This window comes from Fibrobacter succinogenes subsp. succinogenes S85 (assembly GCF_000146505.1).
Taxonomy (GTDB): domain Bacteria; phylum Fibrobacterota; class Fibrobacteria; order Fibrobacterales; family Fibrobacteraceae; genus Fibrobacter; species Fibrobacter succinogenes.
The window spans coordinates 3,829,058-3,843,004 of sequence record NC_017448.1 but is presented as its reverse complement, the minus strand read 5'-3'; the positions used below and the strand labels follow the sequence as shown (position 1 = coordinate 3,843,004).

The 13,947-nt window shown below is 49.6% G+C and carries 10 protein-coding genes; 1 reads left to right on the top strand and 9 read right to left on the bottom strand.

Annotated elements, in window-relative coordinates; translation table 11 throughout:
- Nucleotides 1-347: 347 nt before the first annotated feature.
- From FSU_RS15785 to FSU_RS15775, 3 genes are read right to left on the bottom strand one after another with little or no spacing between them, the layout of a single operon-like run.
- Nucleotides 348-821, bottom strand: coding sequence for a hypothetical protein (locus FSU_RS15785; protein ID WP_015732404.1), 474 nt, complete (start codon nucleotides 819-821; stop codon nucleotides 348-350).
- A 27-nt stretch (nucleotides 822-848) separates the two neighbouring features.
- A complete protein-coding gene (locus tag FSU_RS15780) occupies nucleotides 849-2,138 on the bottom strand; it encodes a U32 family peptidase C-terminal domain-containing protein (RefSeq protein WP_014547339.1) in 1,290 nt (429 codons plus the stop codon).
- A gap of 5 nt (nucleotides 2,139-2,143) precedes the next feature.
- Nucleotides 2,144-3,712: a capsule assembly Wzi family protein gene (locus FSU_RS15775; RefSeq protein ID WP_244263674.1), complete on the bottom strand. Its 1,569-nt coding sequence runs from the start codon at nucleotides 3,710-3,712 to the stop codon at nucleotides 2,144-2,146.
- Nucleotides 3,713-3,925: 213 nt separating this feature from the next.
- On the opposite strand from FSU_RS15775, the gene FSU_RS15770 reads away from it, so the two are divergent.
- Nucleotides 3,926-6,064: a carbohydrate-binding domain-containing protein gene (locus tag FSU_RS15770; RefSeq protein WP_014547337.1), complete on the top strand. Its 2,139-nt coding sequence runs from the start codon at nucleotides 3,926-3,928 to the stop codon at nucleotides 6,062-6,064.
- Nucleotides 6,065-6,145: 81 nt separating this feature from the next.
- Here FSU_RS15770 and FSU_RS15765 read toward each other — a convergent pair whose 3' ends face one another.
- From FSU_RS15765 to FSU_RS15740, 6 genes are all read right to left on the bottom strand, one after another.
- Nucleotides 6,146-7,246: a type IV pilus twitching motility protein PilT gene (locus FSU_RS15765; protein ID WP_014547336.1), complete on the bottom strand. Its 1,101-nt coding sequence runs from the start codon at nucleotides 7,244-7,246 to the stop codon at nucleotides 6,146-6,148.
- 1 nt (nucleotide 7,247) lies between these two features.
- Entirely contained in the window at nucleotides 7,248-10,142 is a 2,895-nt protein-coding gene (locus tag FSU_RS15760) for a tetratricopeptide repeat protein (protein ID WP_014547335.1), read from the bottom strand.
- On the bottom strand, nucleotides 10,139-10,396 hold the full coding sequence (locus FSU_RS15755) for a Trm112 family protein (RefSeq protein ID WP_015732400.1): 258 nt from the start codon (nucleotides 10,394-10,396) through the stop codon (nucleotides 10,139-10,141). The genes FSU_RS15760 and FSU_RS15755 overlap by 4 nt, the downstream gene beginning before the upstream one ends.
- Nucleotides 10,397-10,459: 63 nt before the next feature.
- Nucleotides 10,460-12,094, bottom strand: a complete 1,635-nt coding sequence (locus FSU_RS15750; protein ID WP_014547333.1) for a glycosyltransferase family 2 protein — start codon at nucleotides 12,092-12,094, stop codon at nucleotides 10,460-10,462.
- A 166-nt stretch (nucleotides 12,095-12,260) separates the two neighbouring features.
- Nucleotides 12,261-12,974 carry a polyprenol monophosphomannose synthase gene (locus FSU_RS15745; RefSeq protein ID WP_015732399.1) on the bottom strand — a complete coding sequence of 238 codons (714 nt, stop codon included), beginning with the start codon at nucleotides 12,972-12,974 and terminating at the stop codon, nucleotides 12,261-12,263.
- A 33-nt stretch (nucleotides 12,975-13,007) separates the two neighbouring features.
- A complete protein-coding gene (locus tag FSU_RS15740; RefSeq protein ID WP_014547331.1) occupies nucleotides 13,008-13,946 on the bottom strand; it encodes a glycosyltransferase family 2 protein in 939 nt (312 codons plus the stop codon).
- Nucleotide 13,947: the final 1 nt, after the last annotated feature.

Here is a 13,947-nt window from a genome sequence, read left to right as displayed (position 1 = left end):
AAAATAAGAAAGGAAATCCGAACCACAAGCACCACGGACGAAAAATTTTTTAAAAGCCCTTTTTTGACTTAAAAACGGCAAAAAAAAATTAGAAACATTTTTTATCACACTTTTTCCAGTTTACACCACCCTTACAAACGCATGTGTAACAAAATTATCACTTAATTTCAGCACAAGTTATCAACAGGTATTTTTTCAAACATCCCTTGACAAGATTTTTCTTACTTTAAGCATACAAATTCTTATACAAATGGCGAAATTCGCTCAAAAACGCCACTTTTTTGCATTATAAAAAATGTAACTTGGTGAAAATCAACAAGTTACATACATCATTCGTTTGTGAAATTTTAGGGATTTTGAGGCGGTGGCGGTTGGTTATTTTGTCCGCCATTCTCACCGAGCTTTTCTTGCAGGTGGTCAATCCTATTTTCGAGCAGCTTTTCGATTTCAGGGAGCAAGCGGTCCTTCACGCGATCAAGATACAAGCACTGCAGCTGGATCATACGATTGCGATGGCGACCGGCAAATTCCTGAATCCAGTGGCTCACGGCCTGCTGGCGGTCCTGAATCTTGTCATGCAAAGAACGCTGGATGAAAGTTCTCTGAACTTCCATATAGCGCTGCATGTTGAACGGCATGCGGTAGGTACGAATAAACTGCTTCAGCAACACCAGCAAGCAAAGATGATCATTGCATTGATGATCGTGAATGAACTGCCGTAACTCTTCCAGATGTTTCTGGAAAAACGGCACAATCGCTTTATCATCGATCTGATAAAGTTCAAGTTCATCCTGTTCTTTTGTCGCTTTATCGACAGCCATGTTCCAAATCTATTTTTTTATGGTATATTATGAATTTGCTCGTTTCACAAGAAAGCCAAATTTGGCGTTTTTTTCGCTATTTAAGGTATTTTTTCCTAGAAAAACGCGTCCTTCCGTTCCCGGATTCAACCGATCCGCAGCTGCACCGCGGAAATCTAGCATTTCCTCGACTTCGCACTTCTGCATGCCATCGGGCGTCATCAGTTCCAACGTATCATCCATAGAGAAAGGATTTTTCACGTTCACAAGGCAGGCGCCCGTTGCCTCATCAAAGTCCTTAATCTGGGCCGCCACACAGCCACCAGCGGCATCCACATGCGTCGCTTCGTAGTTCTGCGGTAACGGTCCGCGCAGGAATCCCGGCATAAAGCCTCGCCCATCGACAAAGGTAATCGCACGACGGCTTTCTTCGGGTACGGGATTGCCTTCTGCTACGGCATCAATAGCCATGCGATAAGCGCGCACGACCTGGCTCAAGTAGTACACAGAGCGTGTACGACCTTCAATCTTGAAGGAGTCAAGCCCGCCCGCCACAAGTTCTGGAATCACGTCCAGGGCGCAGAGGTCACGACTACTCATAAAGTAAGTACCCCACGTGTCTTCGTCGAGCGCAATCGGGTCAAGCTCCGGGCGGTCGGTGCGCTGGAGCGCAAAAGAGCCTTCATGTTCGCGATAGTCCTCGACCTGCGGACCGGAGTTCGCATACAAGCGATAAGGCATACGGCAGCTGTTATCACAGGCGCCCTGGTTTGCATCGCGGTGCGTCACCCAGTTCGAAAGCATGCAACGACCCGACATGGCCATACAAACAGCACCGTGGACGAACACTTCCAGTTCAAGGTCTGGAACTTGTTTCTTTATCTCTAAAATTTCAGACAGGCGAAGTTCACGACTCAAGATGATACGGCGAACGCCTAAGTTTTTCCAGAACGAAGCTGCAAGATAGTTTGTCGTATTCGCCTGCACAGACAAATGAACTTCCGTTTCTGGATGTTCCTTCAAAAGCCAGCCCACAAAGCCCGGATCTGCGACAATCAAGGCATCCGGCTTGAGTTCAAGCGCAGCATTCAAAGCCTTCTGGAATGATTCCACCTTCACGTTACGAGGAATCACGTTACTCGTGAGGTAGAACTTCTTGCCATGTTCATGCGCATACGCAATGCCTTCAGCAAGGTCATCAAGATTCTTAAAACCGTTTTCGCGAGCGCGCAACGAGAACGCCGGTTGCCCGGCATAAACCGCATCTGCCCCATAGGCAAATGCATACTTCATTCGTACAAGGTCACCCGCAGGTGCTAAAAGTTCAGGCTTTTTCATACATTCTACCACTTGAATCCTGCACGGATATAAGCACGTTTATCATCAACAAAGGAAAGTTCACCCAAAAATGCGAATCGTTGCCCTTCGTAACTCAAGGCAGGCGTAATCGTATATTGGAGCTTGGCGCCTTTCAAATAATGCTTGGGAAGTTTCATGTGATTTGATTTCGGAGTCGTATCGTTTACGGCACTACCGTAATCAGTCCCCTTCCAGAACCACGTCTGACGAACAGATGCAAAGATATGTCCATCCAAACGGGCAAACACATTCCAGTCAATCGTACGACTGTTCGGGCCACCCTGATTGCCCAATGGGAAACCGAGATGCGCTATCTGCGCCGTATTCTTATCAAAGTGCGAATAAACGTACGGTTCTACACGGGCATATTCAAAAATCGTGCCCGCTTCAATCTTGTGTCCTTTGTAATAAAAATCATGACCCGCCTGGAGACCTGCCATCCAAGCCCACTTGGCTTCGATATTGTCATTCTTGATCAAGCTAATCGGAGATTCCATATCATCCAGGAAAAATTCCGTATAAAGACGCACCATATTGAACAGGCGGTAGTTAAAGTCAAACGAAATGGATCCGTTATTGCTGCTTTCAGAATAGTTCCCTTTTTCCATGAACAACGGCGCCGTCGGCACAAAAAGCCAAGGCTTCATATTGTCATAAAGCACAGTGAGTTCGCTTATACCGAACGTTGCATTCCCCACAGCCAATTCATATCGGTGACCGAACAGGTTTCGCGTAAATTCCTTGTTCTTGTCGCTCATACTGCCGTATATACGCAAGTCCCCGTAAAAGCTCATCACGCGAAGAGGCCCTATCATCAAGTCCAAGCTCATCATGTTGTACGGGAGCGCGAACTGGTTCAAGGTCAAGTTGTTGTAGTAGCCCGGCCCCCAGTGCATCACGTCACGGCCAAAGTCAAGGCGCAACCAGTCGTAGTTGAACGCAAAGTGCGTACGATAACGCGCATAGCTCGTGTACTCAACACCGGAGTTATTTTCTTCGCGCTGAATTTCAAGAAATTCACCATCAAAAGACTTCGGAGACTTCGATGAATGCCCTTCGCTATAAATGCGCGCATCCAACACGAAGTCTACAGAATCCACAAAGCCACGCAAGTAAAGACCACCGTCAATTCCTGGCCAAATCGTATCGCCAATGGACTTTTTTTCATAGCGATAGTCTCGTCCTGTCCAAACCTGGTCTCCAAGCGATTCACCACCACGGTAATCAATACCACCGACAATGCTTGCCGCAATAGCCACACGCGGAATCGTATTCCCTGCGCTATCGAGACCGTTCCCTAGAATGCCCGGGCCGCGCAAATTATCAAAGTAAAGGAGCGCGTTCCCTTCCGTATTCATGAAATTCTTGCGGAAAGTCGTGTCCCTGCGCGGGTACGTAAAGTACTGGCGTTCGTTGCCCGTCGTCTGGCGATGGTATTCGAACAACATCGGAGCGGTTTCAAGATTGCGCAAGTTGCGGGAATGTTCGGGTTCAATAACCGGCGAAGCCGCCTTTGATTCGCTTACACCTGCAACCAGTAAAAAGCAAGACAAAAAGGGGAATATTTTCTTTAAAAGCATTTACCAAATTTAGCATTTTCGCTCGCCGGATTCGCCAAAAATGGAAAATTTGAGCCCTTTCGTTCCGTACGGAACTTTTTGTTCCGCTTAAAATTTCAATGTCCTTAAAAAAGAACAATTCAACCATTTTAAACATATTTGAAGAAATATACGTTTTAAGAAAATTGTTGAATGGGAGATATAATCATGAAAATAAAGCTTCTGACAATGAGTTGCATTTCTGGCCTTTCTTTGGCCATGTTCGCTGGCTGTTCGGACTCGAACCCCGCCATAGGCGATTTTTACAACGCAGGCGAAGGAATCACCTCTAGCGACTCGCAGACTGGTACAGAAACCGGAGCAACAGAAAATCCGGCAAGCAGCGGTAGCGAAAACCAGACAGTTCCGACATCAAACACCTCGGTATCTAGTGACTCGGGCTCCGGCATTTCCTCAAATTCCAATGTCGCCAATTCTAGCGATTCAGGCCTCAACGCATCCTCGAATTCCAACGTCTCCGTTTCGAGCAGCTCCGCCAACACTCCGGCAAGCAGCGCTAACAACGGTACAAGCAGTGCCGTCACCGCATCTTCAAGCAGCGTTGCCCCGGCCGTCAATTCAAGCAGCTCGACGATACCGAGCGTACAGAGTTCCTCTAGCACGCCTGCCACACAAAGTTCTTCAAGCTCCCCCGTACAGCAAGTGATTAGCAACGGTGAAACACCGGTCATCACCTACGCCGCAAGCGGCGCAACGGTCGCCAATACAAATAACTGCGTCACCGCTACGGGCGGTACAGTTACCATTACTTGCGGCGGCGAATACGACTTTAGCGGTTCTTACAGCGGTAGCGACGCCCAGATTCTCGTAAACACCGCCAAGACGGATAGTTCCGTCTACCTGAACATGAAGGGCCTCACGCTCACAAACACCGCGGACGCCCCGATTTACGTGCAAAAAGCAAGCAAGGCTTTTGTCGTTGCCAAAAACGGCACGACCAACACGTTCACGGACGGTTCTTCGCGCACCAAGACTTACAACTACACCAATGACTCCGGCGAAGCCAAGACCGATACGACGGGCGCTTGCATTTACGCCAAGGATGACCTGACCATCAAAGGCGAAGGTACGCTTATCGTCAAGGCCAACTACAACAACGGTATCCATACCAGCAACGACTTGAAAGTGAAAAACGGCCTCATCACCGTGAACGCCAAGAATAACGGCCTCAAGGGTAAAGGCTCCGTTGAAATCAGCGGCGGTACAATCAATATCACCACGACCGAAGGCGACGGCATCAAGAGCGATACCGAAGACGCAACAGATTTGGCAAACGGCAAGGGTTCCATCGAAATCACAGGCGGCACCATCACCGTAACATCTGCATTTGACGGCATCACGGCAGCAAACGCAGTTGTCGTTGCCAATGGCGAATCCAAGAGTCCGAACATCAAGATTACAACTGGCGGCGGACAATCCTGCCTCAGCTTAAACACCAGTAGCAGCGGCGGATTCGGCGGTGGCGGATTCCCGGGCGGCATGGGTGGCGGAAGCTCCTGCTCCCCGAGCGAAAGCATGAAGGGCATCAAGGGCGATTCAAGCATAACCATCAGCGGTGGCGTTATTGACATCAACAGCCGTGACGACGGTATCCACAGTGGCGGAACAATCACGCTCAGCGGCGGCACAATGACCATCGCAACAGACGACGACGGTGTCCACGCCGAAAAAGCACTCTACGTCAAGGACAACGCCAACGTGAGCGTGACCATCGCCTACGAAGGTATGGAATCTCCGGACATGAACTTTGAAGGCGGCATCACAAGCGTCATCACTACAGACGATGGCTGGAATGCAGCCGGCGGCACAAGCACGACCTCCACAGGCAACACAAGTCGCGGCGGCTGGGGCGGAGCAGGCGGAGGCATGGGCGGTAGCACCGGGAATCTCAAGGTCTCTGGCGGTTACCACTACGTTTACGTGGGCACAGGCGACACAGACGGCATCGACAGCAATGGCGGCATCAGCATCACCGGAGGCGTCATCATCGTGGAATGCCGCATGAACGGCGGTATGGGCGGCATGGTCGATTCCGACGGAACAACATCGATTACAGGCGGCAAGTTGCTCGGATTCGGCACAAACAACTCCGAAGAAGGTACACAATACAGCGTTAATTTCGACACCAATAGCTATTATGGCACATCGGATATCGCATTCAAGCCAAGCTTCTCGGGTAGCAAGATGGTCTCTAGCGTAGGTAAGCCGGGCGTCGTGAGCAGCGTGAGCGGCATGACCAAGACCTGCTTCGGAAACAGCACCGATCGCTGCGTTTATACGAAGTAGACGAAAGAACGGGCCGTAGAGGCCCTACAGACGAAAGACTAAAGATAAAAGGCGAGCATTTTTGCTCGCCTTTCGTCTAAACTACATCCAGCCGCGGTCAGATGTACCAGAGATACCACGAATCTTAAGGTCAAAGTCATCGCGGTTCGTAGCAGCATTCATAGCCGTTTCAAGCGAAATCTGCTCGTTCTGGTAAAGTTCGAGGAGCGCCTGGTCGAACGTCTGGCTATGGTATTGAATGTGGCCTTCGGCAACAGCCTGTTCCACCATGTCAATCTTGTTCTTGTCCTGGATGTATTCCTTGATGGCACCCGTATTCACGAGAATTTCGGCAGCAGGGACTCGCCCCTTGCCATCCTTCGTCGGCAAAAGACGGAGCGAAATGATACCCACCAAGACTTCGGCAAGCAACAGACGAATTTCGTCATGCTGGTGCGGCGGATACATCGAAAGCACACGGTGGATCGTTTCTACGGCGTTCGTCGTATGGATAGTCGCAAACACCATGTGGCCCGTATCGGCAGCGGTAAGCGCAATCTGCATCGTTTCAAGGTCACGGATTTCGCCCACAAGGAGCACATCCGGGTCCTGACGGAGCGCGGCACGGAGTGCATTCGCGTAAGAAAGCGTATCCACACCAATTTCACGCTGCGAGATAATCGCCACGTTATCACGATAAAGGTATTCAATCGGGTCTTCGACTGTAATGACGTTCACAGATTCTTTCTGATTGATGTAGTCAATCATCGAGGCAAGCGTTGTGGACTTACCCGAACCCGTCGTACCCGTCACAAGCACAAGGCCACGCCTGGTCAAAGCCAAATCGCGAATGATTTCGGGCAAATGCAATTCTTCGAACGGTGGAATCACAGCCTTGATATGACGAATCACAACTGCGATTGTACCACGCTGGCGAAACACGTTCACACGGAAACGGCCCATATCGCGGGCGCCCACGGCAAAGTCGCATTCCTTGTTCGCTTCAAAACGCTGTTTCTGATCGCGATTCATGATATCATCCAAGAAGGAATCCATCATGGCGCTATCGATGCGCACATCAAAAAGTCTTTGCAACGCGCCATTGATACGATAAACAGGCGGAACGCCAACTCGCAAATGCAAGTCAGACGCCTTGCGGTTCACCATCTCACGCAAGAGCTGTTCGATGCGAAGTTCAGCCATATTAGACTTCTCCAAACTTTTCGCGACAGAGTTTCTTTACTTCTTCAAGACGAGATTTGATATCTTCGTTATCCGGATTTTTCTTGGCAAGATCCGAATAAATTTCAAGAGCCTTATCGTAAACGCCCTGCTCCATATAAATGTCCGCAAGCGTACGCGTGTTCAGACTGTCGTCCAAATCGGTAGCACCTCGGGATAGCGGAGCATCGGCATTTTCAACGAGGCTTGCAGCCACCTCATCATCGGAATCGCCGGACATCAGGTAATCTACACCGTTATTGTTCGGTTCATCGGATTCCGGCAAAGAATCGTCTTCGTCAAAGAGGCCCTTGAATGCGTTAGAAACTTCGGAGTCAATGGAATCGAGTTCAGCGGAAGGAGCTTCTTCTGCGACCGGTTCAGCCGTTTCAGCAACAGGTTCTTCAAGCTGTTCTGCGGCAGGCTCTTCGAGAGTCTCGTCAGACGGTTCTTCAAAAGAATCAATCGGAGCAGAGAACACGCTTGTTGGTTCTTCGGCCGGAGCTGCGGTTTCTTCAATATTTTCGGTCACTGAGCTAGTCGAAGCGTCAGCAGGAGCTTCAGCAACTTCGGATTTTTCTTCCGGAAGGTCATCGGCATCAGCACCGAAGATACTATCAAAGGATTCATCGACGCTCTTTTCAACGTCATCCTTGACCGCTTCTTCTTCAAATTCTGCGCTTGTCGCTTCCTGACTTAAAAGTTCTTCAGCAGGAGCTTTTTCAACCGGTTCTTCAGCAGGAGCGGATTCAGCAGGCGTAGCATCATCATCGCCGAACATGGAGGCAAATGCGCCACCCATTTCTTTAGCTAAGTCTTCTTCCTTCGGAGATTCGTCAGCAGCAAGTTCTTCCTGAACAGGCGTTTCTTCAACAGCCTTTTCAGCCGGAGCGTCATCATCGTCACCGAAGAGAGCGTCAAAGGCGCCATCCACTTCATCAGCGGCAGATTCATCTTCTTCAGTTGCCACATTTTCCAAAGACTCAGCAGGAGCTTCGGCAACATTTTCAGCAACTTCTTCAGCAGCAGGTTCTTCAAGCTTTTCCGCCGGAGCTTCTTCGTCTAAATCCAAGACAAAATCATCATCAGCCTTCGGTGCATCTTCTTCATCAGAGAAGTCGATGTGAGAGGTCGGAACAAGACCTGCTGCCGGTGCGATATTTTCCGCAGATTCCGTCGGGGTAAATTCAGGAGCCTTTTCAAGAACAGATTCCGAGGACTCGTCAGCCGAAGGTTCGTCATTCAAGCTGAAATCTGCATCGGCAGACTTTTCAAACAAACTACCAAAAGAATCTTCGACAGATTCTTCAAGCGTTTTTTCAGTAGACTCATCTGCAGTTGACTCTTCCGCAGCCGGTTCATCCAAAGTCAATTCAGCAGATTCACTTTCAGATGCGGTTTCTTCAAGAGAAGGTTCGGCAGCAGTTTTTTCAACCGGAGCGGCAGTTTCTTCAACAGCCTCTTCAACAGTTTCTTCTGCCGGCTGTTCTGCAATAGGCTCTTCTAAAGAAACTTCTTCTTCAGCTGTTTCAGCGGGCTTTTCGGACTTTTCCTCGGGGAGTTCATCATCGCCTAAAAGCGAAGAGAACGCATCATCGACATTCGTTGCAGATTCTTCTGCCTTAGGTTCTTCGGATTCATCCAAATTAAGAAGATTCGGTTCACCATAGTCTTCTTCATCCGAGAAATCCATGTGCGTCGTCGGAATGGCACTTTCGGAATGCCCGCCAGCAAGGTTTTCCTGATCCGTCGGTTCTTCATCCGGCACATCAAGAGATTCAGCCGGAGCATCAGTACCTTCGTTCAAGCCGGAGTCTTCATTCAGACCTGCACCTTCGTCCAAGCTTGCATTTTCATTCAGGCTAAAGTCTGCATCGGCGGACTTTTCAAACAGTCCCCCCTCTTCCTGTGCAGGAGCAGCACTTTGTGTAGCCGGAGCTTCTTCCGGGAGTTCATCTTCTCCCAAAAGCGAAGAGAATGCATCATCGACATTCGTCGCATGTTCGTCCGCTTCTAGCGGTTCGTCCAGACTGTCGAGACTAAATTCATTTTCGTTAGATTTTTCTTCAAGCTGCGGTTCAACAGCTTCATCAGCCTTTTCGTTCTCATCCGCAAAATGCGAGAAGAGAGAAGACGAAGCGGAAGACTTTTCACCGGAAGATTCCTCCACGTCAAGATCGTCATCACCGCCCAAGATGTCAGAAATTGCAGACGACACTTCGGACGAATTCAAGGCTTGATCAAAGCTTGCATCCTGAACCTCATCGCCACCCTTGGCGATTTCATCAGAAGCAAAATTAAGAGAGTTGCGCAAAGCATCCATCGAAGAGTTGTCTTCTTCGTCCGTATTCGGAAGCGATGCTGCAAGATTTGCAAAGATATTGTCTTCGCCAGATTCTGCATTTTCAGAATCGTCAGTAACATCCATCGTGAACGAGCTATCGTCCATCGGCGGAGCAACCAGGCTAGCCTGTTCTTCTTCGGTCAAGACATCGTATTCATCTTTCCAGAACGGGTCTAGCGGGTCCATGTCGTGAACACGGCGGAAGCAGGCGTTGCGTTCGGCTTCCTTGCCAAGCTTATCGTAGGATTCCCCCATTCTTTTATGGGCAGAGAGACAGAACGGATCCTTGGCGAGCACCTTCTTGTATTCAGAGATACTCCCCGCAAAATCCTGCTGGCCCGCCAAAATCTTGGCACGGACCAACATTGCCGGAATATCGGACGGAGACGCGGCAAGAGCGGCATCCACCGTCTTGAGGGCGGCTTCGTAGTCACCCGAAGCACGTTCCATGTCGGCAAGCCAGGCCAAAGCCTGAGAACGCCCCTTATTCTTTTTTACAGTCTTTCTGAGAGAATCCAACGTTACAGCCATCATTTCTCCAATGGAAGAAGAATAGCTTCATCCGCTAAAAGTACAGGAATGCCTTCACGAACCGGATAGACTCGAGAACCATCAGGAGTCGTAAGCGCTTCGGCCAGGGGTTCAGTAATAGCTTCGCCGGCAACATTCTTGAGCGTACCAGCTTTAATAGCATTGTTCAAAAGAGCGATGCAGTCCTCGCCCGCCTGGGAAAGAGGTTGACGAGTTTCCGGGCAGCAAAGAATACTTAACAATTTAGAATCGAGCATAAAACCTTTTAATAGTGTTATTTCGTTAAAAAAATAACACATTTTTATAAAAAAGGGCGATTTTTAACGAAGATATTTGAGGTTTACGAGGGCAAAATTGCCGTTTTTGCCATTTCCGATGAGCAAATACACGCACATGCCCAGTTTATCAAGCCAGTTGATGTTGAATTCTTCGCGGTAACCCGAGAAATTCGAGACCACCAAAAGCTCGCGGCAGCCCGTGCGGTTGCAAATGGACTCCATGTCCGAAAGCGGGCCAAGGAGATGCTTGCGGTTTTCTTCGCTCAACTTTTCAGGTTCAGAACTCACGCATCCGAGAATTTCAATACCCGGAATCACGTTGTAGCTATCGAACCAGTTGTTGAGGGAATCTTCGCGGCCACCCAGCAAGATGGAGCGGTGACGCTTCTTCGCAAAGATGCGGTAGAAATAGTTTATCCAGAACGCGACGCGACGCCAAGCCAAAAGCGCAAACGGGATGAAGAGGCTGGAGCAGACCGCAAGCGTCATCCAATGGGAATCGTACGGCAAATAGGCCGAAGAATCAATGACAACAGGGCTTTGGGTGAAGTAGCGGAACGCCGAATACCCACCGACAATGAGCAAGTTCAAAGGAATCAAGTAACGCAAGAACTTTTCGCCCTTGAGACTTGAAACCGTATATTCCCCACGGAACATGAGGAACACGAGATTCAGGACAACCACTAAGACAGCCAAAATCCAGTCATCAAAGCCATTATGGATAACAACATTGTCGCTCGTGGAAACCATACCTGCTTCGTAACAGAGAATGAAGAAAGCCCAAATGGCAACCACGCCCAAGTCGAGGAACATCTTCCAGAACTTTGGGATAAGGCGCGAGAACATGCCCACGAATGCGGCAAACAGAATACCGAAAGACACAAGGAAATTCGGGACAAAATAAAGGTCCTTGTGCTTTTTCACAAAGATAAGCATCGCCTTGTAGAAGTCTACATACGAGCCCCAACGGCGCGTACGGCAACTCTGCCCCTTAAAATGCAGGATGTTCGTGACCGGAGTGTAATAGTTGTGGAGCCCCATTTTCTTTGTTCTAAAGCAAAGATCAAGGTCTTCACCATACATAAAGAAGTCTTCGTCAAAGCCGTTCAACTTTTCATAAACGTCACGACGGATGCAGAAGAAGGAGCCACTCACGGCATCAACTTCAATCATCTCGTCCGGATCGGCGTACGTCATGTTATAGCTGGCGAGCGTCTTGCTCTTCGGGAAAAGTGCAGCAAGACCTATCGTCTTCGACACTGCAGAAACAATCGTCGGGAAAGAGCGGCGGCATGCCCACTGGAGCGTTCCATCTTCGTTCAGAATACGGCAACCGACAGTACCTGCATCCGGATGTTCTCCCATGAACTGGAGCATTTCGCGGAAAGCGTTCTTCGAAATGATCGTATCCGGATTGATAAAGAACAGATACGGCTTAGTCGCATGCTTTTCAGCGAGGTTACAGCCTTTACCAAAGCCCAAATTTTCCTTGGAGTCAATCCATTCCACTTCCGGGAAGAAGTTCTTGATTTCGGGAATAATCGGCTCGTTGGAACCGTTATCCAAAACAATAATTTGCGAATCGATTCCTTCGCAAGCATCGCGCACAGACTTGAGGCATGCCGGAATGAAGTCGCAAGAGTTATAAGCAATGATAATGACGGAACAGGAAAGCATAGCGGGTTATGAGGTTGTGGGCTCGCATCCCTTATGGGATGCTTTGGGGTGTGGGGTTATTGCTTAAAGGAACATCATTATTGTTTGATATTGAAGTCGTCTTGATTTTGCCCAAAGCCTTGCAAAGCAAGGCGACCCCATAGCTCAAAGCGAAGCGCGCCCATACCTAAGCCAGTCCTAATCGTAGTTTCAGCACGAGGAAGAACGCTTCGGAGATGATTCCACCACTCATCTTGGAGGTGCCACGTGTGCGGTCCGTAAAGATGATGGGGATTTCCTTGACGCGAAGGCCCTTCTTCCAAATCTTGAAAGTCGTTTCAATCTGGAAGCAGTAACCGTCACTCTTCATCTTGTCGAGGTTCAAAGCCTGCAGCGCTTCGCGGCGGAAGCACTTGAAGCCGCCCGTCGCATCGCTAATTGGGAGGCCCGTCACAATGCGGGTATAGACATTTGCACCATAGCTCAAAATGAGGCGGCGCAAGTCCCAGTTCACCACGCTGATGCGGTGGTCCTGATAGCGGCTACCTAGCACGAGGTCGGCATTTTCGGCAGTTTCCAGGAAGCGGTTCAAGTCCGTCGGAGAATGGCTGAAGTCGGCATCCATTTCGAACACGCGTTCGTAATCACGTTCGAGTGCCCACTTGAATCCAGTCACATAAGCGGAGCCAAGGCCCATTTTGCCCTTACGGCGAATCAAATGAATTCGTGAATTCTTGTCCGCTTCGGCCTGAACGAGGTCGCCCGTACCGTCCGGAGAGCCATCGTCCACCACCAAAATTTCAAGACATTCATTCTGTTCCAAAATCGCCGACATGATGAGGAGAATATTCTCCTTCTCATTGTAAGTCGGAATGATTACCAAACTCTTAGGAAACGCCATTAAATACCTCTCTAAACACAAATCTATACAAAATTACAACTGGCCAATGACATCAGAAACCGGATAAGTGCGTTTTTTATTGCCATTCATCATTTCGCCAAGGAGCCCAAGCGAGAAGAACTGGACGCTCATGACAAGCGAGAAGGCGCCAGCCAACAAGAGCGGACGCACGTGCATTGCCCCCGTCTGTATCCATTCATAGCCAAAATAGCCGCAAATGCCAAGGCCAAAAACGAGCAGCAACAGCCCGAAAAGGCCAAAGAAATGGAGCGGCTTCGAGGAGAAGCTACGCATGAACATGAGGGAGACCAAGTCAAGGAATCCGCTCACTAGGCGGGAAACGCCATACTTCGAGACTCCATGAACTCGGGCGCGGTGCGCCACCGGCATTTCTGTAATGCGGAAGCCCTGCCACTTGGCCATCACCGGGATAAAGCGGTGGTAGTCGCCGTAAAGCTGGATAAAGCGGACCACGGAACTGCGGTATGCCTTGATGCCGCAGTTGAAATCGTGAAGGCGCTTGCCGCAGACAATCGACACGGTCAAATTGAAAAGCTTGGAAGGCATCGTCTTGTGCCACGGATCGAGGCGGCGAATCTTCCAGCCGGAAACGAGGTCGTAACCGGATTCGAGAATCTTGATCATCTTCGGGATTTCGAGCGGGTCATCCTGCAAGTCGCCATCGAGCGTGGCTACGTACTTGCCACGAGCCTTGGAAAAGCCAAGGGCGAGCGCCGCGGCCTTGCCGCAGTTGAACTGGAAACGGAATGCGCTTACCGAGGAACCCGGCATAGCGTTGTATTCCTTGGCCAACCCCTCCACCACTTCCCAGGTATTGTCGCGGCTACCGTCATCGATAACGATAACCTCGAATTCCATACCGGTCGGCTGAATGGCGGCCCAAATTTCCTTAAACAACTCAGGAAGGTTTTCACTTTCTTCCTTAACAGGGATAACCAAGCTCAAATCCATG

What these genes read in the sequence shown, in the direction of transcription:
- FSU_RS15750 (WP_014547333.1), bottom strand. Translation starts at nt 12,094, where the DNA reads ATGCTTTCCTGTTCCGTCATTATCATTGCTTATAACTCTTGCGACTTC.
- FSU_RS15785 (WP_015732404.1), bottom strand. Translation starts at nt 821, where the DNA reads ATGGCTGTCGATAAAGCGACAAAAGAACAGGATGAACTTGAACTTTAT.
- FSU_RS15780 (WP_014547339.1), bottom strand. Translation starts at nt 2,138, where the DNA reads ATGAAAAAGCCTGAACTTTTAGCACCTGCGGGTGACCTTGTACGAATG.
- FSU_RS15760 (WP_014547335.1), bottom strand. Translation starts at nt 10,142, where the DNA reads ATGATGGCTGTAACGTTGGATTCTCTCAGAAAGACTGTAAAAAAGAAT.
- FSU_RS15765 (WP_014547336.1), bottom strand. Translation starts at nt 7,246, where the DNA reads ATGGCTGAACTTCGCATCGAACAGCTCTTGCGTGAGATGGTGAACCGC.
- FSU_RS15770 (WP_014547337.1), top strand. Translation starts at nt 3,926, where the DNA reads ATGAAAATAAAGCTTCTGACAATGAGTTGCATTTCTGGCCTTTCTTTG.
- FSU_RS15740 (WP_014547331.1), bottom strand. Translation starts at nt 13,946, where the DNA reads ATGGATTTGAGCTTGGTTATCCCTGTTAAGGAAGAAAGTGAAAACCTT.
- FSU_RS15745 (WP_015732399.1), bottom strand. Translation starts at nt 12,974, where the DNA reads ATGGCGTTTCCTAAGAGTTTGGTAATCATTCCGACTTACAATGAGAAG.
- FSU_RS15755 (WP_015732400.1), bottom strand. Translation starts at nt 10,396, where the DNA reads ATGCTCGATTCTAAATTGTTAAGTATTCTTTGCTGCCCGGAAACTCGT.